The sequence below is a fragment of the uncultured Campylobacter sp. genome, assembly GCF_938002845.1.
Classification (GTDB): Bacteria; Campylobacterota; Campylobacteria; order Campylobacterales; family Campylobacteraceae; genus Campylobacter_B.
The window spans coordinates 1-20,026 of the sequence record NZ_CALKZP010000016.1 but is presented as its reverse complement, the minus strand read 5'-3'; the positions used below and the strand labels follow the sequence as shown (position 1 = coordinate 20,026).

Here is a 20,026-nt window from a genome sequence, read left to right as displayed (position 1 = left end):
TTCGGCTGAGCTTTGGCTAATACAAATCCGCGCGGGCGCCGCAAAAAGCGCCCGATCAATTACATAGCGATCGCCTTTGTCGTAATCTTATGCTTTTTAAGCGGTGCGGTTACCTACGCGGTTTTGGATCTCGTATTTTCGGGCAATAAAGCCGCGTTGCAGCAAAGTTCGCGCAAACAAACTCCCGAAAGCTATTCCGATTCTCGCAGTAAAAAGCCGCATTTAAGCGCTGCACAGAAGGAAGCGCTGATTCAAAAGGAGCTTGATAAGATCGCCGAGCAAAACGTAACTACGCCGAAGCTTCCCGTAGAGCCCGCATCGCAAAATTCCGCAGGACAAAATTCTACAAACGGCAATTTTCAAAATTCCGTAAATTATACGGCTTCCGCAAATTCCGCCGCCGCAAATTCGGCGAGCGACGGATCTGACGTAAATTTTACCGCTGCAAATTCCGCGCCCGAAAATTCCATAAATTCTACCGCGCAAAGCCACGCTTCTAGCGGTGCAGACGATCTTTCTAAATCGCCGCGCAAGGCTTTGCCCGCAGGCTCTCGCGCAAAGCTAGCGATCATCATCGACGACGTAGGCACCGACGAGCAGGCGCAGAAGATCGCCGCACTGCCCGTGCGCGTGACGCCGTCCATCTTCCCGCCCGAGTATCAGCGCAAGGACACGCGCTCGCTCGCTCGCGGCTTTGAGCATTACGCGATCCACCTGCCGATGGAGGCGAGCTCTGCCAAAAATAATTCCGCAACGCTGCGAACTTCGGATAATTACGAGAAGCTGCGCGGCGTCATAGCCAAGCTGCGCGCGGACTTTCCGAACGCTAAATTTATAAACAACCACACCGGTTCTAAATTTACAGCCGACGAGCGCGCGATGCAAAACCTACTGCGCGCGATGAACGAGCATGGATTTTTATTTATCGACTCGCGCACGAGCCCCGCTACCAAGGCTAAGGCGGCGATGAACGGGCTTGGTATGCGATATGTACATCGCGATGTGTTTTTAGATAATCAAAACAGCGTCGCTGCGGTGCGCAAAAAGCTGCGCGAAGCCGTGACGCTTGCTAAAAAACAGGGTTACGCCATCGCTATCGGCCATCCCAAAAGCTCCACTTTGCGCGCGCTTGCAAACAGCGCCGACATCCTAGGCGAGGTCGATTTGGTCTATTTGGACGAAATTTATGAGTACTACGAGTGAGCTCGGTTTTAAAATTCCAAGCTTAAAAAGGCTCGGCGCAAGCGAGCCCGCGCGGCTGTATTTTAGGGGCGAGCCCGCGCTACTACAAAAGCGCCGCATCTCGATCGTGGGCTCGCGTAAAATGAGCGTTTATAGCAAAAATTTGATCCTGCGCCTCGCGCGTGCTTTGAGCGATGCGGACTTTTGCGTCGTAAGCGGCGCGGCGATCGGCTGCGACATAGCCGCGCACGAAGGGGCGTTTCCAAATACGATCGCGGTTTTTGGCAACGGCCTTGATCAAATTTATCCCGCGCAAAACGCCGCCATGATCGGCAAAATTTACGAGCGCAGCCTCGCGCTTAGCGAGTATGAGGACGGCGTAAGCGCGCGCGGATTTCAGTTTTTGCAGCGCAACCGCATCGTCGTGGCGCTGTCCGAAGCGCTGATCGTCGCTCAAGCAGAGCCCCGCAGCGGCTCGCTGCAAAGCGCGCGCCTGGCCCGCGAGATGGGCGTACCCGTCTACGTGCTGCCGCACCGCATAGACGAGAGCGCGGGCACGAACGATCTGCTCGCAAAATCTCAGGCGCGGCTGATCGCGGATTTTGGCGAGTTTGTTGCGTCTTTGGCTCCGCAGACGCCGCAAAACACTGAGCGCGCACAGGATGAGGTGATGGAATTTTTAGCGCTAAATTCCGATCTGCAAGCGGCGATCGAACGCTTCGGCGATAAAATTTACGAATACGAGCTTGAAGGTAGGATCGAAATTTTAGGCGCAAAGATCGTGGTAAAATAGCCGATGATCGGCGTTTGCTTGCCGCGGTTTGATCGGCTCCACCCGCCGGTGCGGCTTGTTTGTATAGCGCGTAGTCTGCGCGGTCGGTGTTTAAATTTAGAAAAAAGACGGCTCGGTAAAATTTTACCTTCCGCAGGTCGTGTCGAAGCCTCAGAGCAGATCAATACGGCTTGCCGAAGCTGAATTAAAAAGGATAAAATTTTGATAGTTGCGATCGATCTTGGGCTTAAACGTATCGGCGTGGCGGCGGCACCCGACGATAAGACGCCGCTTCCGTGCGATCCGATCCTGCGCAAAAACCGCACCCAAGCCGCGCGCGAGCTAAGCGAGCTGCTGCGCGAAAAGGGCGCCAGCGTGCTCGTGCTGGGCGTGCCGCGCGGCGGGGCGAGCGAGGAGGAGATGAGCAGGCGCATACGCCACTTCGCCTCGCTGCTGGATTTTGACGGCGATATAAAATTCCAAGACGAGAGCTTTTCGAGCGCCGAAGCGGCGGAGTTTGCGAGCAAAGGCGCTAAAGGCGGCGGCAAAGATCCGCGCTTTGATAGCATCGCCGCGACGATAATTTTGCAGAGGTTTTTGGCGAGCAAGGGCTAGGCGCGCGTGCAGCAACGCAATTCGCGCGCAGCTGCGCAAGAAAGAATTGCCACTCGTCTGTTTTGCCGATCACTTAATGCTTGCAAAATTTTATCTTGCCCGCCTAAACGGACGGAATTTATGCGCGTCAAAAGTCGGTAAAATTTTCATCGTCTGCTAAAGCTCGGCAGAATTTTGATTTGCCCGCAAAGAGCCTGCGGAATTTATTTTGGCGGTAGCCGTAAAATTACTCCATAGACAGTCAAACCGAGTGAGATTGACAGCGATTTAAGTTTTAATCGGCGAGGTTTATGCATTTTTGGCGATTTGTGCTCGCGCGCACGGCTGCTATTTAAGTTTTTTCAAGGTCTATTTAGACGCAAAGAACGCTAAGCAAAATTGCAAAAACGCGTATGCATCATAGAATAGGGCGCAAATTTGCGATAAATTTCATTTAGGGAGCGGTTATGTTTAAGATCACGATGTTAGTAAAAAAGGCGCCGGGTATCACGCAGCAGGAGTTTGTGGCACACTGGGCGGCGCATTCACAAAAGGTTTTGGCTAATCAAAAGGCACTAAATATCGTCCGCTATGCAAAAACTATGCCCATCTTTATTGAGGGACAGAGCACCAGGCGCGAGACGGCGGCGTTTGGCTACGACGCGATGGGCGAGCTATGGTATGAAAGCGTGCAGGCGTTTGCGGATGCACGAAACAGCGAGGTAGCGCGAGCGGCGCTAACGGAGCTGATGGCGGATGAGGCGAGGTTTTGCGATATGAAGAACTCCGTGATGTGGTTCGGCGAGGAGGAGGTTGTGATAGAGTTTGAGCGCTAGGGAGCGCGGCTTGCAGTGAATAAATTTTGAAGTAAAGTTCTTTAAATGGATAGAATTCTACGTGGCATTTGGGTTTTAAAACTAGCAGAATTTTACGAGCTGGGCTTGCTCGGCTGAAATCGCAATCGCAGTCTACATAGATGAAATTTACATGCGCGATACAGATACTGCGCGGCCTAAGTTATTTTTAAGGCTCATATATCTAAGTGGTGTGGATCTAAGAATCCTGGGTATTGAGTCAAAACGCCTAAAGGTGCATTATGCTTGCGATTTTGGCATAGAAAAGCCTATTTCTAAGATAAAACTTAAAGGGTGGTGTCATAAAATTTTTTAAAATTTCTAAGCAGCAATGCGAAATTTTCAAAAGTTTTCTAGGGTGCGGCAAGATGCTTGTCGCGGGTTTGGTACGCGACAAAATATTTTATGCACTAAATTATCGCTCTGATAAATCGCCATTGCAGAGGCTGCAGGTGCTTAAGACCTCAAGGATTAAATACGTTTTAGTCCTATTATAAATACTATAGCCGTGGACAGTCATATAGACGTGCGAGTAAAAAAGTGGGATAGCCAGCCATAAAAATAATCTTGCAAGTAAAATTTTAATTTGTCTTTTTGAAATTCAGCTCAAAGCTCCGTTTAAAATTTTATTTAAAATTTTGCTTGGGATTTTGATAGAAATTTTGTAGGAATTTCGCCGCAAATTTCACAGCTATTATCAAAAATTAAAATTTTACCCCTCGCTTTTTGCTATAATTATTTTTAAAATTTAAAAGGAGCAAAAATGAAAATTTTAGCGTCGATTGCCGCACTAATCGTAGCAGCCTACTTGCTCGCGCAGATATTTTTCCCGCAGGCGATCTCGTTTGTCGGATGCGGCATCGGTAGGGCTAATTCGTGCGAAGACTATGGAGCATATTTGCTTGAGGAGCGCGATTATGAGGCAGCAAAAAAGCCGTTTGAAAAAGCTTGTGAAGCAGGGCTAGAAAATAGCTGTGCTATCGCGGGGGATTTATATTACGACGAGCAAAATTTATATAAAACTACAAAAGATAAGGGTAAGTCCGCGCGGTTTTATTCCAAAGCGTGTGAGCTGGGAGCCGCCAAAGCTTGCTACAACGCCGCGATAATCTCTTATAAAAATGCCGATAAGAAAAATACGTTCGTATTTTTTGCCAAATCATGCGATTTGGGATTAGGCGAGGGCTGCTTAAACGCTGCGGTCGCTAGCTACGAAGAAAAAGACTATCAGGGCGCTCTTAAGTTTTTCCTCAAATCTTGCGATGCTGCTTTGGCAGAGGGATGCCAGAGGGTCGGGCTAGCGTATTCAAAGAAGGAATTCGGAGAGCCGGATCTGGATAAGGCGATGATCTACTACGACAAAGCCTGCAAGCTGGGAGCTGAGTTTAGCTGCAACGTAGTAGCCGCGATGAATAAAATAAATGCAAGCGAGGCTAATGCGACCAAATAGATGGCAGGGCTAGCTAGATAATACGGCGAGATCGAAATTAGTATAGAAATTTTGCGGAGCTTTATGGGATTTTATGAAATTTCGTGAAATTTTGTCTTTAAATTTTATTGCTGAGATTCCGCATATTGCGATAATGGCGATGGATAGCGATTTTAAAATTTCAGTATTTTGGAAGTTTAGAATTTAATCTATGCTGTGGATTTTATTGACAGAATTTTGACTTGTCATAGACTTATCCATCGCGATATAGGGATTTAATCATAATCTTAGTGCATCCCTGAAAGAGAAAAAATTGCGCAAACTAGCGAGTAGCTATGTAATCACAGCTGATATGGCAAAAATATCCGAAGAAGATCGCACGGGATAATTAATTTGCGAAGTAAATAAAATCAATTCACAAGGGAATGGGAATCTATCAATAAACAAGTAAAATTATTCATCGCAAAGTAAGCAAAATCGATCTGTAAATGGGTAGATCAAGCTTAAAACTAACTCGAAGTAGCCTGTAAATAGGCTAAATTGCAAGTAAGATAAATTTTAAGTAGGCATATTGTAAGAAAGTAAAATTTTAGATGAGATAAGTGGGATAAATCGATTTCAAATCACCGTAGAAGTTGGATGACGATCCTAATTTAAAGCCCCATTTTTCCGGGATTTAAGATGCCTTTTGGATCGAAAGCCCTTTTGATTGCGCGAAATAGCTCCATCTCCGCTGCACTAAAGGCTAGTGGCATAAATTCCGCCTTACTTAGCCCGATGCCGTGCTCGCCGCTGAGCGTACCGCCAAGATCAACTGCAGCTTTGAAAATTTCGGTGATTGCGTCATGTCCGCGTCGCACCTGAGCTTCATCTTTTTTGTCGGCGACCATGACGTTGGTGTGGACATTACCATCGCCCGTGTGCCCGAAGCAGGGCACGCGCACGCCGTATTTATCGCCGATGCGCGCGATACGGCGCAGTAGCTCGGGCAGCTGCGAGCGCGGGACGGTGATGTCCTCATTTAGCTTAAGCGTGCCGTAGATATTGATCGCCTGCGAGCAGTTGCGTCTCGCAAACCAAATGCCCGCACGCTCCTCTTCGCTTTCTGCGATGCGAAAGTCGCTCGCGCCGTTTTGAACGAAAATTTCTTTTATGAGTGCGAGCTCCTCCAAAAGCACCGCTTCTAAATTGCCGTCTGTTTCGCAGATCAAAATCGCGCCCGCATCCCTTGGCAAGCCCTTATGAAATTTCTCCTCGACTGCGGCTATGCACAGCGCGTCTAAAAATTCCATCGCCACGGGCGTGATACCGGCAGCCATCGTCTTATACACGGCATTCATTGCCGCATCTACGCTAGGAAAGACGCCCATCGCAGTCTTTTTAAGCTTTGGCATCGGGATTAGTTTGAGCGTGATTTCGGTGATGACGGCAAGCGCGCCTTCGCTTGCGATTAAAATTCCTGCCACGTTGAAGCCTGCGACATCTTTTATAGTGCGTTTACCCGTTCGGATCACCTCTCCATTAGGCAGTACCGCACGCAGTGCCATTACATAGTCTTTGGTGATGCCGTATTTTGCGGCGCGCATACCGCCGGAGTTTTCGGCGACATTGCCTCCTAGCGTGGAATAATCCTGGCTTGCGGGATCGGGCGGATAAAAGAGCCCGCGCGCTGCGGCTGCTTTTTGCAGATCGATATTTATGCAGCCGGGTTGGACTACGGCGAGTAGATTTTGCATGTCGATTTCTAGAATTTTATTCATATGTTTTTCAAATGCCAAAATCACTCCGCCGTTTGCGGCTAAAGATCCACCCGTAAAACCGCTACCTGCGCCTCTTGGAACTATGGGGATTAAATTTTCGTTGCAAAATTTTAAAATTTGACTGACATCGTCCTCACTTCGCGGGAAAAGCACGCCGTCCGGCAGGCAGCGTCTTTTCGTCGCGTCGTAGCAGTATGCTGTGCGATGAGCCTCGTCAAAATAGGCGTTATCCGCGCCTAATAGATTTGTAAAAAACGCTCGTGCGGCGCTATTCATCGCCGTCTAAGCCCAGCAAATAGCGGTAGTGTTTGTCGTAATCGCTGATCGGGCCATTAGTAAAGTCCCAAATGACGGTCTTTATCTCGCCCACGCGTGAGTAAAACGGCAGCTGATAATAAGCTACGCTGCCGCTAGCGAACGTACGCAAAGGCTTGAAACTACCGCAGTCGGCAAATACGCCTTGTTTATCCATCGCGATAAAAATCAGTCCGGCGCTGTTTTGCGCGCAGATTTTACGAAAATCGTCTCGGCTGGGATTTGGCTTGTGGTTGTAGCTAAGATAGGCGCCGCCAAGATCTGGGTGGATAAAATTTATATTTGGAAAAGCCTTGATAACCTGCTCGTAAATTTCAGCGTTAGGCGCGACGATTATGGCGCGGTCATAGAGGAAATTTAAGATCACTTTATCGCCGCTTGCAGGTAAAATTTTAGGCAGTGGCAGCGCCTCTTGAGCTAACATATCAAAGACCTCAAATCGCACCTTTGCCTTGCCTGCGCTTTTTTGCGTCACGACTGCGCGCGCTATGATGGAGCTTGCGCCGCTACCGAAATTATGCATCACCACTCCGCTGCTGCCTACGGCAATCGTAGGGCTATCTGTGATCTCACCCGAACCATCAGTTACGCTAAGTAGGGCGGTTTCGTATCGCGGCATGTTAAATTCCGCCCCTATCGCCACGCTTAAAAATAGACTCAAAATAAGTAAAGCTTTTTTCAAAATTCTACTCCTGAATAAAATTTTGGCTAATTATACATAAAACTTTGAAATTAGCGATAAAATTCCGCGGTATTTACGAAATATAAGCGTTTTTTCGTTACAATCCCGCCTTAAAATAATATTTCAAAGCGGTTTTTATATGACTAGAATTTTTATATTGCTTTTTCTGTGGATAGGCGTAGTTTTTGCGAACAACCCCAGCGTAGAGAAGTTTGCCTGGCCCGATGGCGTAAGTCTGCTACAATTTATGGAAACTGCGGGCATCCCCGCGTCTGTATATTATGACCTGGATAAAGAGGATCAGGAGCTTGCCGCCGAGGTACGAGCTGGCGTGGAGTGTCAAATTTTGCGTGATCCGGCAGGTCGTGTCTCCCAGCTGCTAATCCCCGTCAGTGAGGAGCTTCAGATCCACATCTACCGCGATAAATTCGGCACTTTTAGATTCGTTTATACTCCGATAGTTTATGAGGAAAACAGCTACTCTTTAGGAATTCAGATCGAAAGCTCACCCTATCAAGATATCATCAAAGCTACGGGCAATGCGGCTTTAGCGAATGAGTTTATGCTTGTTTTTAAAAATGAGGTAAATTTTAAAAAGCTGCAAAAGGGCGATCGGCTTGTGATCTTGTATGAGCAAAAAACGCGCCTTGGTAAGCCTTTTGGCGGAGTAAATATCACCGCAGGAATGATCGAGGAAAATAAAAAGCCCAAATCGCTATATTTTTTCGATGATAAATACTACGACCGAAGCGGTAAAAAGGTCGAATCTTTTCTACTTATCACGCCGCTTGTTTATACTAGAATTTCATCCTATTTTACCCCTAAAAGATTTCATCCGATTTTAAAGCGATATCGCGCGCACTTAGGCGTAGATTATGCAGCCCCCAAAGGCACTAGGGTAAATGCCGCAGGGGCGGGCAAGATTAGCTTCGTAGGGCGTAAAAACGGCTACGGCAACACCGTAGAGATCAACCACGGCGGCGGTATCAGTACGCTTTATGCGCATCTTAGCGGCTTTGCTAGCGGCACAAAAGCAGGCGTTAGCGTCAAGCAAGGTCAGTTAATCGCCTACGTAGGCTCGACCGGGCTTAGTTCGGGACCGCATCTGCACTTCGGACTTTATAAAAATAAGCAGGCTATAGATCCGCTTAAGGTAGTCAAGATTGAAAAAACTAACGTCATAAGTGCTGAGGAGCTTAAATTTAAAGCTCTCGTCAAAGATATGGACGCTAGAATGGCTGCGGCTAAAGACGGCTCGAAAAACCCGGCTAAATTTGAAAACTACGAGTCGCTTATCACGATAAATTAAGGCCAAAAATGGAAAATAAAGAGCAGCTGGACGACGTCGAGGAAGCCAAAGCGCTTCTTGATGCGCATCTAGGCGATACGCTTGAGCATGAGCTGAGTGCCGCCGATCTTACGGAGCATTTAAAAACTCTAAAAAAGCATGACGAAGAAAAATACGTAGAATTCTTAAAAAAGCTAGATCCTGAGGATCTTGCCGATGCTGCGCTTGAGATGCCCGAGCATATGCTCGAAGACGTCATCGAAACTCTACCTCACGAAAAGATCGTAAAAGCGATTGAGGAGCTAGAAAGTGACGATCAGGCGGAGCTTTTGCAAAACATCGGCGAAATCGACGAGGACAAGGCCGAGCAGATTTTCTATGGGCTTGACGAGGACGATCGCCACGATATTCTTACTATCTCCAAATATAGCGAAGATGAGGCGGGCGCGTATATGCAGACCGAGGTCTTTAGCGCGAGGCAGGATCAGACCCTGGGGCAGGCGGTCGAGATGCTGCGCGTTATGCGCGAAAAGGATGAGATCGAGAATGTCTTTCAGCTCTTCGTGCTCGATAAAAAGGGACATCTGCTTACTACCTTTTCGACGTCCGATCTGATTTTATACGATTTTTCACTCACGTTGGAGCAAATTTCACAAAAATTCGGCGCCGAAAACAAAATCCACTTCGCCACCGATACTGACAAGATCGACGACGTAATCAAGGACTTTGAAGAATTTGACCTTAACGTCATCCCCGTTGTCGATGCTAACGGCGTGCTTATCGGGCGTATCACCGCCGATGATATCCACGATCTCATCCAAGAGCGCGCCACCGAGCAAATTTACAACCTCGCGGGCGTCGATGACGAAGCCGAAGACGATGAGACTACGATCTTTAAAGCAGGTCGCGCGCGCGCTGTGTGGCTAGCGGTAAATTTATGCACGGCGATCGTAAGCTCCACGATCATCGGGCTTTTTGACGCCACTATCGAAAAGCTGGTCGCGCTCGCCGTGCTTATGCCGATAGTCGCTTCCATGGGCGGTAACACCGGCACGCAGGCGCTTACGGTAACCGTGCGCCGCTTAGCCCTGGGCGAGATAGCGTTTAAAGACAAAAAGCAGGTTCTGTTTCGCGAGATCACGATCGCTTTCATAAACGGCCTGATCTTTGCGACGCTGATGGGGTTTGTAGCGTATTTTTGGTTCGGCATTAAGCTTTTGGGGCTAGTAATTGCGATGTCGATGGTGCTAAATTTAACGCTAGCGGGGCTTTTCGGCGCCGTCATTCCGATCACGCTTAAAAAATTAAATATCGATCCCGCCGTCGGCAGCTCCGTGCTGCTTACCACGGTAACGGACATCGTGGGATTTTTTAGCTTTTTAGGACTTGCGACGTGGATACTACTATAAAAAATTTCAAAATTTCCGAGCTTAAAAGCTCAAATTTCGTTAAACCCTTTCGCTTAAGCTTTGAAATGGACGGCGTAGCGCGCGCGTGGGACTGCGTCAAGGTGCACGATAGCGTCTCGATTTTGCTTTATCATACGCAGCGCGACGCGCTTTTGCTCGTCAAGCAGTTTCGCCCCAGCGTATGGTTTTATCAAGAGGAAGGCTTAATAAATTCGCCCGAGAAGGGCTACACCTACGAGCTTTGCGCGGGCATTTTGGACAAGGGTATCAGCGAGGAGCAAACGGCGATCGAAGAGGTACTCGAAGAGACTGGCTATGCCGTGAAGGATCTGAAATTTATCACGAGCTACTACAGCGCCCTGGGCTTTGCGGCGAACCGTCAAATTTTATACTTCGCGTGCATCGACGAATCGATGAAGCTAGGTCGCGGCGGCGGCGTGGACGGCGAGAAGATCGAGCTTTTCTACCTGCCCGCAGCCAAGGCGCGAGAGTTTATGTTCGACGAAAAGATCGTGCGCGCGCCGGGGCTGATCTTGGCGTTTCAGTGGTTTTTGAGCGAGTTTAAAGCTTAGCGGCGAGATGGAATTTCGTGTGCCATCGCGCGTTTTTGCGTCTCGGTTTTAAATTTAAAGGACGGCGATGAGGGTTTTACTTAGGCTGTGCGTTATCGCGGCGTGCCTTTATGCGGCGATCGCGGCGGGACTTTATATCTTTCAGGAGCGGCTGATATTTTTGGGCGAGCCGTTAGATAAAAACTTCAAATTTAGCTTTGAAAATTCCGAATTTGCAGGACTTGTGAATGCGCCCGAGAACGGCGTGCATTTAGACGTACCAACGTCCACTACGAAAAATGGTGCGGCGACAAGCGGCGTCGCGGACGAAAACGCTTCGACGATTGGCGGCGTAAAAGAAAACGGCGCCGTAGCGGGCGAGATCAAAAACAAAAGCGCTCAAACTAGCGCCAAGCGCGTCGGCGAAAACGCCGCTCAGGACGTCACAGCGGGCAATAACGCAAACGCTGCTGCGATAAAATTTCAAGAGATCAATATCCCGTTTGAGGGCGAGCTGGTAAACGGGCTGAAATTTAGCGCAACAGAGCCTAAAGGCGCGATTTTGTTCTTTCACGGCAACTTCGGCGACGTGAGCGGTTGGGGCGCATACGGCGCGGATTTTGCGGCTTTGGGATACGATTTTTATATTTTCGATTACCCGGGCTACGGCAAATCGGACGGCAAAATTTCATCGCAGCAGCAGCTTTTGGCGAGCGCCGATGCGATGAGCCGCTACGTTTTGGCGCAGCATTCGCCGAACGGGCTCGCGATGATCGGCTACTCGATCGGAAGCGGCATCGCGGCGCAGCAGGCCGCGAAGTGGGACGCGGCGCGACTGATTTTGCTCGCGCCATATTTTAGTTTCGAGCGGCTTGCGCACGAAAAAATCCCCTTCGTGCCGAAATTTTTGATCCGATACAAGATTCCGACCGCGGAATTTCTGCAAGCGGCACGCGGCACGCAGATCACGCTCATCCACGGAGCCGCAGATGGGCTGATACCCGTGCAGCACTGCCGCGATCTTGCGGGATCTCTTAAAGAGGGTGATCTATTTTATGAAATACCAGATGCGCGGCATAACGGACTACTGACAATGCCCGGTATTTGGGAAATTTTAAAAGAAAGACTGCAATAATCTAGCGGGAGCTCGGCGTAAAATTCCACGCAGAATTCGACCGCTAAATTTTAAAATTTTACGTAGAATTCTGCGCGGGCTCGGTCATCGTAAAATAAGATGAAATTTTATAGCGGCGAAACACGGCGCCAAAAACAGGGGCGCAATTTCAAATCAAAATTTATGTGCCGTTAGTGTAAGCATATAGCCGACTTTGTAGCGTTAAATTCTTTTTAGCGCATAGGTGCTGAAAATTTTAAACTAAAATTTGCGCTAGACTGCAACGTCGTATGTTTTAGCCGCGATAAAATTCTGTGAAATTTTATCTCCGCAGCCGTTTATAAATTTCAAGTCTAAATTTTATATTTGCGCCCTGACGGCGCCGTATTTTAGCCGCGTAGAATTCTGCCGCATAAAATCCTGCCTAACAAAATTCTGCTGCGTAGATTTTAATTCGCCGCGCTCAAATTTTATCCGCCGCTTTAAATTTATACCGCCGCGCCTAAATTTCTCCCGCTCGTCGCGCTTTACCGAAATTTATATTTAGTTGTTGTAAAATGCGTTTTTAAAAGGATTTTAGCGGGTTGTGATATGAGTATTTTAGAGCTTACGGAGTGCGTAGGTATCGCTTCGGCGGCGCTTAGCGGGTTTTTATTCGGCGTAAAGAAGGGCTGCGATTGGCTTGGGATCTTTATCGCGGCATTTTTGACGGCGCTTGGCGGCGGGATCATGCGCGACACCTTAGTAAGCCGCGAGATCTACTCATTTACGCACTATGCGCCTGTAACGATCGTGCTTGCAGTAAGCGCCGTAGCTATTTTTGCCAAGCTTTACGAAAACCGCGATTTGGAGGGTAAATTTTTATTTATTCTAACCGATGCGATCGACGTCGTAAGCTTTTCGATCGTGGGAGCGATGGTTGCGCTAAGCTACAATCACAACGTTTTCGGCGTGGTGCTGATCGCGTTTTGCAATGGCGTGGGCGGCGGTATTTTGCGCGACGTACTGCTGAATGAAGTGCCGTGGTTTTTGCATACGGGGCTTTACGGCACGATAAGCATGGGCGTGGGCTTGATATATTTCGTGCTTGATGGATTGGGACTTAGCGGCGTCCCTTCGGTGATTATTTTGCTGGTTTTGGGAGTTGCGTTTCGCATGGTAGCTTATTACAAATCTTGGCATCTGCCTAAAGTGGAGTATAAAAAATGAACTATTTGATGGATAATTTTGCGCGCGTAAACGTGGCGCTGGTAAGAGGCGAGGGCTCGATAGTCTATGACGAAACGGGCAAGGACTACGTGGATTTTGGCGGGGGCATCGGCGTAAACTGCCTGGGGCACGCAAACGAGATCGTGCTTGAAGCGATCGGCACGCAAGCCGCGCAGATCATCCACGGCTCAAATATCTATAGAATTTTGCCCCAAGAAGCCCTGGCTCAAAAGATTAGCGAGCTTTTGGGGTATCGTACATACGCGGTGTTTTGCAACTCGGGCGCGGAGGCTAACGAGGCGGCGATCAAAATGGCGCGCAAATACGGCACCGTAAACTTCCCTAATAAGAAATTTGAAATTCTAACTCTGCGAAATTCCTTCCACGGCCGCACGCTAGCGACGCTGCAAGCTACCGGGCAGGAGAAATTTCATCCGGAAATTTTTGCGCCCTATATGCCCGGATTTAAATTTTTCGACGATATCGAGGAGATCATCGCGCATATCGATGAAAACAGCGTCGCCGTGATGATCGAGCTAGTCCAGGGCGAGGGCGGCATTAAACCTCTGGATAAGGCGAGCGTGCAAAGGCTGGCGGCTGTTTTAAAAGAGAGAAAGCTGCTTTTGATCACCGACGAGGTGCAGTGCGGCGTATATCGCACGGGCGAGTTTGCGACGTCGCAAATTTACGACATCCGCCCCGACATCATCACCTTTGCCAAAGGGCTTGCGGGCGGCGTACCGATCGGCGCGTGCGTGGCGCAGCAAAACATTTTCGCTCCGGGCGAGCACGGCAGCACCTTCGGCGGTAACTTTTTGGCGACCTCTACGGCGCTTGCGGTGCTTTCGCAGCTTCAGTTTTTAAAAGCTAGCGGCAAGCTTGATAAGACTATAAAAAGATTTATCAAAAAACTAGACGGGCTCGCCGCAGACTATCCTAGCCTGATCGAAAAGCGCGTGGGGCTCGGTCTGATGCAAGGTCTCGTGTTGCGCGATGAAAAAAATCTGGGCGAGATTTTTAACAAAGCCCTACAAAACGGACTTTTGATCCTAAAATCCGGCAAGCGCACCCTTAGATTTTTGCCTGCGCTAAATATCAAAAAACCGGAGATCAAAGAGGGCTTTGCGCGCCTACGCAAGAGCCTGGACGAGATAGTGCGGGCGTGAAATTTAGCGATTTTTTCGAGGGCTGGCTAAACAAGAGCTACTACGCAAATACCGCTAAAATCGGCAAGAGCGGCGATTTTTACACTGCCGTAAGCGTAGGGAGCTTCTTCGGTATCTGCATCGCGCGCGAAATTTTACGCCTAAGCGCAGATTTTTGCGCGACGCAAGAGTTAAGCTTAGACGCCGCGGCGAACCCAGATAGGTCGCGGCAAAATCTTGCGGCGAGCGAGCTAAATTTAGACGCTGCACCTGCAAAAAAGTCGCAAAATAGCGCCAAAATCGCTATCGTAGAGATCGGCTCGCACGACGGGCGGCTGCTTTGCGACATAGCGCAAGCTATCTTTACGCTGGGCGGCGCGGCGGCGCTTGATAAATTTAGCTTTGCGATTATCGAGCCGCACGAGTGCCTGCGCGAGCTACAGCGAGCGAGCTTTGCGGAGAGCTTCGGCGACGAAATCGCGCTAAAGCACTTTGCAAGCGCGCATGAGGCGAAATTTAAAGATGCGATCTTTGTGGCAAACGAGCTTTTCGACGCCTTTAAATGTGAGGCGGTGGACGGCGAAAATATGCTTTTTATAGAGAGCAGCGCGGCAAAATTTGCTCCCATAAAAGAACGTGAAATTTTAACCCTCGCGCGCAGATTCGGCATATCGCGCGGCGAAATCCCGGTCGGATACTTTCGCTTCGCCCGCGAAATTTGCGCCAGTGCGCAGCGGTTTTATTTCATAGCCTTCGATTACGGACAGATGGGCGCTAGCGGCGATTTTAGCCTACGGATCTACCGAAACCACGAGGTTTTTAGCTTCTTTGAGGTGAAAAACTTAAGCGATTTTTACGGCAAGAGCGATCTTACTTACGACGTAAATTTTGAAATTTTGCGCGCAGCGTTTGAGGACGTGGGCGCCGTGACGACGGATTTCAAAAGACAGATCGCGGCTCTCATAGACTTCGGCGCGGTCCAGCTTTTAGAGCTTTTTATGCAAAAAAGCGGCGAGAAGGGCTACCTAAACGCGCTTTTGCAGTTCAATCACCTGCGCGCTGAGTTTGGCGAAAAATTTAAGATGATAAAATTTAAAAAGGGGCTTTGATGAAGGCTTTTATCGATTGCGACTGCGAAATTTTGCAAAAGACGCTGGAATTGTTTTTAAAAGATCATGCCGCAAGTGCGCAGGATTGCGATTTTGTGATAAGCGATGAGCCGCAAAGCTCGGCAAAACCGCTATTTTTAATCGGCGAGGACGGAGATTTGGCGCTGCCGTTTTCCAAGCAGATGTTATTATCGACGCTAGAGGATTTTCAAAGCGAGCTAAAGCGGGATTTTAGCGAATGCGATGCGGCGAGTGTAGAAGTTGAGATTTGCGCGCTATTTGATGAGTTCAAGGCAAAAATCATCGAAATTTTAAGAAGGCAAAATGGCTAAATTGTCTAAGCTCGGCGGCACGCTCTTTACGCAAATTTCAAGCGGCATTTATAGGGGCAAAAAGCTCGCTCTGCCCGCACTTTCGAGCACGCGCAGCACGAAAAGCATCGTAAAAAGCTCGTTTTTCGATACGTGGCGAGCGCAGTTGCGCGGCGCGGTGTTTATCGAGTGCTTCGGCGGCAGCGGTGCGATGGCGCTTGAAGCGCTAAGCAACGGCGCAAAAAACGTTTATGCGATCGAAAAGGACGTCGCCGCGCATAAGATAATGCGGAAAAATTTCGAGCTTTTCGGACTCGGCGCAAACGCGATTTTGGGTGATTGCTTCGAACGACTGCCCGAAATTTTGCACGAGCTGCAAGCGGATATGAACGGACGCTCGGGCGCAAATTCGCTAAATTTGAGCGGAAAAAATTTAGACAAAAACCATGCCGCCGCCTACCGCAAAAATTTAGACGGCGAAAAAGAGGGCTGTCGCAAAAGCTTTAGTAGCGTAGAGCAGGGCGAGGACAGATACTGCGCCGCGCAAAGCGGCGTGAAAGATTTGCCTAAATGCGGCATGCGAAGCGGTATATCGGACAGCGCGCAAAATGGCGCGCAGAGCGGCGCAAATGGCGATTATGCGGGCACTTCTAGTATAAAATACTGCGTAAATTCGCTAACTACGGACGCCGCGAGCTTTAGCGAAAGGTTTGACGCGAGCTCCGCTTCGCAATACGATGCAAGCGGCACCGAGACCGCTAATCGTAGCGTAAATTTAAGCTCAAAATGCGGCAAGAGCTCTAATTTTGGTGTAAATTACGGTGCGGGCTTAGGCGCGAACTGCGAAGAAAAAGAAATCTTAAATTTAGGCGAAAATTTTGATTCTAGCTGCAGAAAAAGTTTACATTCAAGCGCAAATTTCGTCTATGATTCAAGAAAAAATTCCACTGCGAATTCTGACGGCAATTTTGCCGCTAGCTGCAAAGAAAATTCGCGTCCGAACGTAAATTTAACCCGCGGTTTAAGAAAAAATTCTGGCGCCAACTCCCGCGAAAATTTATCCTGCGGTTTAGGCGAAAGCTCTACCGCAAACGATTTAGGCAAATGTTCTGCTGCAAATTCTAGCGAAAGCCATACCGTAAATTCTAGCGAAAATTCTTTCTTCGATCCCACGCGTAGAGTGTTCGTCTATCTGGATCCGCCGTTTGCGATCAGGCAGGGTTTTGGCGAGATTTACGAGCGAGTGCTGGCGCTGATAGCGCGCCTGGGCTCCGCGCAGTGCGAGCTGCTAATCGCGATCGAGCATATGAGCGAGCTTGAGCTGCCGCCTAAAATCGGCGATTTCGCGCTGCTTAAATCGCGTAAATTCGGCGCTACGACGATGAGCTACTACGTAAAATGAAAAGCTTAAAGCAGATTTTAGATTATTACGCCGATTTGAAAAATTGCGACGCGGATCTTTTCGGCGCGCCCGATCCGCTGCAGGTCGCAAAGGGACATCGAAACGACGTCGTAGCGCTCATCTGCGCGCTGTTTGCTTACGGTAATGCGGCTCAAATTTTAAAATTCCTTCGCTCGCTTGATTTTTTACTTTTAGACGGGAGCGATGAGCGCATTAGCGCGGAGCTTGCGGGCAAAAAATATAGATTTCAAAGCTCGCGCGACGTCGCTGAAATTTTTATAACTTTAAAGCGGCTTAAAAATAGCCTTAGCATCGAAGAGAGCGTGCTTCGCGGTATGCAAAAAAGCGGGCGGATCGAGGATGGGATAAATTTTTTAATCGGCGAGATTTACAAATTAAATCCCTACCGCAGCCCTGGGTATGAGTTTTTTTTCGGACGTGGCTTTGCGCAAAAGCCCACATCGCCGTATAAGCGCTACAATCTTTTCCTACGCTGGGCGGTGCGTGACAGCGACATCGATCTGGGGCTGTACAAAAAGATCGAAAAATCGCGCCTCCTCATCCCGCTCGATACCCACACGCATAAAGTTTCGCTTAAGCTTGGGCTGATCGATCGCAAGAGTTACGATTTCGAGGCTGTTTTGCAGCTTACGCAAAGCTTAAGACGCTTCGATCCGAGCGACCCAATCAAATACGACTTCGCGCTGTACCGCCTCGGACAGAGCGGCGAGATAGATAAAATTTTACCAGAACTAAGCGCGAGCCCCGACAAAACTACGGAATAATTGGCGAAATTTTATCTGATACGAGCGGGGCGATGAAATTTTATGAAGCTTTGAAGCGGGCGTACGGCGGAATTTTGCGCTGTGCTGCCGCATAAGCGGAGCTGGCTTTATGGATTTGCCGTACGCCTTAAGTACAACACGCCGAAATTTCATGGAATTTTAGCAAAAGATCGCTTCATAAATTTCTGCAAATTTCACGGATAGATGCGCGAAATTTATAGGGCTATCTTGTAGAATTTGGGTAAAATTCCACAGCCTTGTGCTGCTTAAATTTTATGAAATTTTGCAGCTTGTGCGTGACGCGATAAATTGCATGGAGCTAAAACAGCAATCGCGCGGTAAATTTCATAAAATTTAAGCAGAGAGGCGCAGCAAAATCCGATATAATTCCGCGAAATTTTATAAAATTGCACGGAATTTTAGCAGGCGCTCGTATGCACTTTGCGGTGCATGAGCGGTTTGCGATCGTAATTGCGCGGAATTCTGGCAGGCGCTCATAGCGCATGCCAGTGTGATTTGAGAAAAGGACAAAGATGGAGCTTGAACTTTGGCAGTTCGCGGTGCTTTTTGCGGCGGCGTTTTTCGGCGGATTTATCGACTCGATCGCGGGTGGCGGCGGGCTGATCTCGCTGCCTGCGCTGCTTGCCGTGGGCGTTCCGCCGCATGTAGCGATCGCCACAAATAGATTTCAAGGCAGCTTCGGAAGCTTCACCGCCGCTTTAAATTTCATCCGCAAGGGCTATGTCGATGCGGCGGAGATCCTGCGCGGCGTGATTTTTACGTTCATAGGCGGGCTCGTCGGCGCTTATGTCCTGCTCCTAATCGATGCGAAATTCCTAAACTACCTCATTCCGATCCTACTGCTGGCGCTTTTCTTTTATATGATTTTTTCGCCAAACCTTGGCGAAGCGCCCGCCAAACCCAAGATGTCAAAAAAGAGCTTTTACGCGATTTTTGGGCTTGTTTTAGGGTTTTACGACGGATTTTTCGGCCCTGGTACGGGCTCGTTTTGGACGTTTGCGCTGGTTGGAATTTTAGGGCTTTATATGAAAAAGGCGGTTGCGCACACGAAGGTTTTAAATTTCACCTCAAACATCGTCTCTTTGGGCGTTTTTATCATCGGTGGGCAAATTTTATGGCTCGTCGGAGCGGTGATGGCGGTCGGACAGATCGCGGGCAGCTTCGCAGGCTCAAGCCTAGTGATGAGATGCGACGTGAAATTTGTGCGCAAGATGCTTCTGCTCGTCGTTGCCGCCACGATTTTAAAGCTACTTTACGGACTGATTGCAAGTTGATTACAGACCGATTGAGAGCCGATCGTAGGCTGATCTCAAGGCAAAATCATAGAATTTTATACAGGATTTCGTATAAAATTTCGCGTAAAATTTTATGAGCTCTCGCTGATATGCCGCAATGACGCTGATCTTGCTGCTGTGGCAGCGTCGATTTTATTACTGCGGCGTCGATTTTATCGTAGAGCCGCACCTAGTTGACTGCAGTAGCACTGATTTTATCGCGCCGTTACACTAATCTCACTGCAACGGCGCTGACTTTGCTGCCGTGATAGCACGTGGATATTATCATGGCGTCGCGCCGAATTCGCCGTAACACTGCCAATTTATCACTGTGATCTCGATTTTATCGTAGCTTCGTACGGATCGCGTTGCGACGGAGCCGACTTTGCTACTGTAGTAGCGTTGTGCCAAACTTACTTTGATGGTGCCGATTTTATCACGGTGTCGCACTAATCTCGCTTCGACGACGTTGGTCTTGCTACTACGACAGCATCGTACAAACTCGCTGCAATTGCACCGACCTTACTGCGACGATGATGCCGATTTTGCTGTAGCGTCGCCGATGAAATTTAGTCTAATTCGTGTCAGTTAAATTTCGCCGTATTACCCGCGTATATATTTTATTTGCCCGCCATTGATAGAATTTAGTCGTATTGCCGAGCACGCGGCATTATCGCGCCGGTGCTTATAAAACTTCATACGCTTACGTCAGCAAAATTTTAAAATACCACCTTGTAGATCGTTTTATCGCGCTGCCGTATGTGTTACCAAATCCACTCGCACCGGTTAAATTTAGCCGCATTTCTACGCGCTGTTTCCG

General features: G+C 48.7%; 18 protein-coding genes and 1 pseudogene. 17 read left to right on the top strand and 2 right to left on the bottom strand.

The genetic code is table 11. From position 1 onward, the window contains the following. Nucleotides 1-12 precede the first annotated feature (12 nt). From Q0224_RS02390 to Q0224_RS02370, 5 genes are all read left to right on the top strand, one after another. Entirely contained in the window at nucleotides 13-1,203 is a 1,191-nt protein-coding gene (locus Q0224_RS02390; protein ID WP_297948831.1) for a divergent polysaccharide deacetylase family protein, read from the top strand. Then, entirely contained in the window at nucleotides 1,187-1,975 is a 789-nt protein-coding gene (locus Q0224_RS02385; RefSeq protein WP_297948829.1) for a DNA-processing protein DprA, read from the top strand. Before Q0224_RS02390 ends, Q0224_RS02385 begins: the two co-directional genes overlap by 17 nt. 198 nt (nucleotides 1,976-2,173) lie before the next feature. Beyond that, nucleotides 2,174-2,569: a Holliday junction resolvase RuvX gene (gene ruvX, locus Q0224_RS02380; protein ID WP_297948859.1), complete on the top strand. Its 396-nt coding sequence runs from the start codon at nucleotides 2,174-2,176 to the stop codon at nucleotides 2,567-2,569. Between the two features lie 446 nt (nucleotides 2,570-3,015). Continuing rightward, nucleotides 3,016-3,384: an EthD domain-containing protein gene (locus tag Q0224_RS02375; protein WP_297948827.1), complete on the top strand. Its 369-nt coding sequence runs from the start codon at nucleotides 3,016-3,018 to the stop codon at nucleotides 3,382-3,384. A 781-nt stretch (nucleotides 3,385-4,165) separates the two neighbouring features. Beyond that, on the top strand, nucleotides 4,166-4,852 hold the full coding sequence (locus Q0224_RS02370; RefSeq protein ID WP_297948825.1) for a tetratricopeptide repeat protein: 687 nt from the start codon (nucleotides 4,166-4,168) through the stop codon (nucleotides 4,850-4,852). 632 nt (nucleotides 4,853-5,484) lie between these two features. Here Q0224_RS02370 and Q0224_RS02365 read toward each other — a convergent pair. Beyond that, entirely contained in the window at nucleotides 5,485-6,867 is a 1,383-nt protein-coding gene (locus Q0224_RS02365) for an FAD-linked oxidase C-terminal domain-containing protein (RefSeq protein ID WP_297948823.1), read from the bottom strand. Further along, nucleotides 6,860-7,588 (bottom strand): plasminogen-binding N-terminal domain-containing protein, encoded by a 729-nt coding sequence (locus Q0224_RS02360; RefSeq protein ID WP_297948821.1) that lies wholly within the window; start codon nucleotides 7,586-7,588, stop codon nucleotides 6,860-6,862. Before Q0224_RS02360 ends, Q0224_RS02365 begins: the two co-directional genes overlap by 8 nt. Before the next feature lie 139 nt (nucleotides 7,589-7,727). Between Q0224_RS02360 and Q0224_RS02355 the strand changes: the two genes are divergently transcribed. From Q0224_RS02355 to Q0224_RS02305, 12 genes and pseudogenes are all read left to right on the top strand, one after another. Beyond that, the gene (locus tag Q0224_RS02355; RefSeq protein ID WP_005871954.1) at nucleotides 7,728-8,897 is read left to right on the top strand and encodes a peptidoglycan DD-metalloendopeptidase family protein; all 1,170 of its coding nucleotides are present in this window, start codon (nucleotides 7,728-7,730) and stop codon (nucleotides 8,895-8,897) included. Between the two features lie 8 nt (nucleotides 8,898-8,905). Then, on the top strand, nucleotides 8,906-10,285 hold the full coding sequence (gene mgtE, locus Q0224_RS02350) for a magnesium transporter (protein WP_297881046.1): 1,380 nt from the start codon (nucleotides 8,906-8,908) through the stop codon (nucleotides 10,283-10,285). Next, nucleotides 10,270-10,857 (top strand): NUDIX hydrolase, encoded by a 588-nt coding sequence (locus Q0224_RS02345; protein WP_297948819.1) that lies wholly within the window; start codon nucleotides 10,270-10,272, stop codon nucleotides 10,855-10,857. Before mgtE ends, Q0224_RS02345 begins: the two co-directional genes overlap by 16 nt. A 67-nt stretch (nucleotides 10,858-10,924) precedes the next feature. Then, the gene (locus Q0224_RS02340) at nucleotides 10,925-11,971 is read left to right on the top strand and encodes an alpha/beta fold hydrolase (RefSeq protein ID WP_297948818.1); all 1,047 of its coding nucleotides are present in this window, start codon (nucleotides 10,925-10,927) and stop codon (nucleotides 11,969-11,971) included. A gap of 570 nt (nucleotides 11,972-12,541) precedes the next feature. Beyond that, complete coding sequence (locus Q0224_RS02335; protein WP_297948816.1) at nucleotides 12,542-13,159, top strand: TRIC cation channel family protein; 618 nt, start codon at nucleotides 12,542-12,544, stop codon at nucleotides 13,157-13,159. Next, complete coding sequence (locus Q0224_RS02330; protein WP_297948814.1) at nucleotides 13,156-14,325, top strand: acetylornithine transaminase; 1,170 nt, start codon at nucleotides 13,156-13,158, stop codon at nucleotides 14,323-14,325. The genes Q0224_RS02335 and Q0224_RS02330 overlap by 4 nt, the downstream gene beginning before the upstream one ends. After that, nucleotides 14,322-15,413 (top strand): SAM-dependent methyltransferase, encoded by a 1,092-nt coding sequence (locus tag Q0224_RS02325; RefSeq protein WP_297948812.1) that lies wholly within the window; start codon nucleotides 14,322-14,324, stop codon nucleotides 15,411-15,413. The genes Q0224_RS02330 and Q0224_RS02325 overlap by 4 nt, the downstream gene beginning before the upstream one ends. After that, on the top strand, nucleotides 15,413-15,745 hold the full coding sequence (locus Q0224_RS02320) for a hypothetical protein (RefSeq protein ID WP_297948810.1): 333 nt from the start codon (nucleotides 15,413-15,415) through the stop codon (nucleotides 15,743-15,745). Before Q0224_RS02325 ends, Q0224_RS02320 begins: the two co-directional genes overlap by 1 nt. Next, nucleotides 15,738-16,112, top strand: a pseudogene (locus Q0224_RS10945) (RsmD family RNA methyltransferase); the annotation flags it as partial. The gene Q0224_RS02320 and the pseudogene Q0224_RS10945, both read left to right, overlap by 8 nt. After that, entirely contained in the window at nucleotides 16,110-17,126 is a 1,017-nt protein-coding gene (locus Q0224_RS02315) for an RsmD family RNA methyltransferase (RefSeq protein ID WP_366939495.1), read from the top strand. The pseudogene Q0224_RS10945 and the gene Q0224_RS02315, both read left to right, overlap by 3 nt. Beyond that, nucleotides 17,123-17,911 (top strand): TIGR02757 family protein, encoded by a 789-nt coding sequence (locus Q0224_RS02310; protein ID WP_297948806.1) that lies wholly within the window; start codon nucleotides 17,123-17,125, stop codon nucleotides 17,909-17,911. The genes Q0224_RS02315 and Q0224_RS02310 overlap by 4 nt, the downstream gene beginning before the upstream one ends. A gap of 533 nt (nucleotides 17,912-18,444) precedes the next feature. Then, complete coding sequence (locus Q0224_RS02305; protein ID WP_297948804.1) at nucleotides 18,445-19,206, top strand: TSUP family transporter; 762 nt, start codon at nucleotides 18,445-18,447, stop codon at nucleotides 19,204-19,206. Nucleotides 19,207-20,026 lie beyond the last annotated feature (820 nt).

Bases quoted from the DNA above. Each gene is read 5' to 3' on its own strand.
- Q0224_RS02310 (WP_297948806.1), top strand. From the start codon at position 17,123: ATGAAAAGCTTAAAGCAGATTTTAGATTATTACGCCGATTTGAAAAAT.
- Q0224_RS02305 (WP_297948804.1), top strand. From the start codon at position 18,445: ATGGAGCTTGAACTTTGGCAGTTCGCGGTGCTTTTTGCGGCGGCGTTT.
- Q0224_RS02320 (WP_297948810.1), top strand. From the start codon at position 15,413: ATGAAGGCTTTTATCGATTGCGACTGCGAAATTTTGCAAAAGACGCTG.
- Q0224_RS02375 (WP_297948827.1), top strand. From the start codon at position 3,016: ATGTTTAAGATCACGATGTTAGTAAAAAAGGCGCCGGGTATCACGCAG.
- Q0224_RS02315 (WP_366939495.1), top strand. From the start codon at position 16,110: ATGAACGGACGCTCGGGCGCAAATTCGCTAAATTTGAGCGGAAAAAAT.
- Q0224_RS02365 (WP_297948823.1), bottom strand. From the start codon at position 6,867: ATGAATAGCGCCGCACGAGCGTTTTTTACAAATCTATTAGGCGCGGAT.
- Q0224_RS02355 (WP_005871954.1), top strand. From the start codon at position 7,728: ATGACTAGAATTTTTATATTGCTTTTTCTGTGGATAGGCGTAGTTTTT.
- Q0224_RS02335 (WP_297948816.1), top strand. From the start codon at position 12,542: ATGAGTATTTTAGAGCTTACGGAGTGCGTAGGTATCGCTTCGGCGGCG.
- Q0224_RS02340 (WP_297948818.1), top strand. From the start codon at position 10,925: ATGAGGGTTTTACTTAGGCTGTGCGTTATCGCGGCGTGCCTTTATGCG.
- mgtE (WP_297881046.1), top strand. From the start codon at position 8,906: ATGGAAAATAAAGAGCAGCTGGACGACGTCGAGGAAGCCAAAGCGCTT.
- Q0224_RS02370 (WP_297948825.1), top strand. From the start codon at position 4,166: ATGAAAATTTTAGCGTCGATTGCCGCACTAATCGTAGCAGCCTACTTG.
- Q0224_RS02385 (WP_297948829.1), top strand. From the start codon at position 1,187: ATGAGTACTACGAGTGAGCTCGGTTTTAAAATTCCAAGCTTAAAAAGG.
- Q0224_RS02330 (WP_297948814.1), top strand. From the start codon at position 13,156: ATGAACTATTTGATGGATAATTTTGCGCGCGTAAACGTGGCGCTGGTA.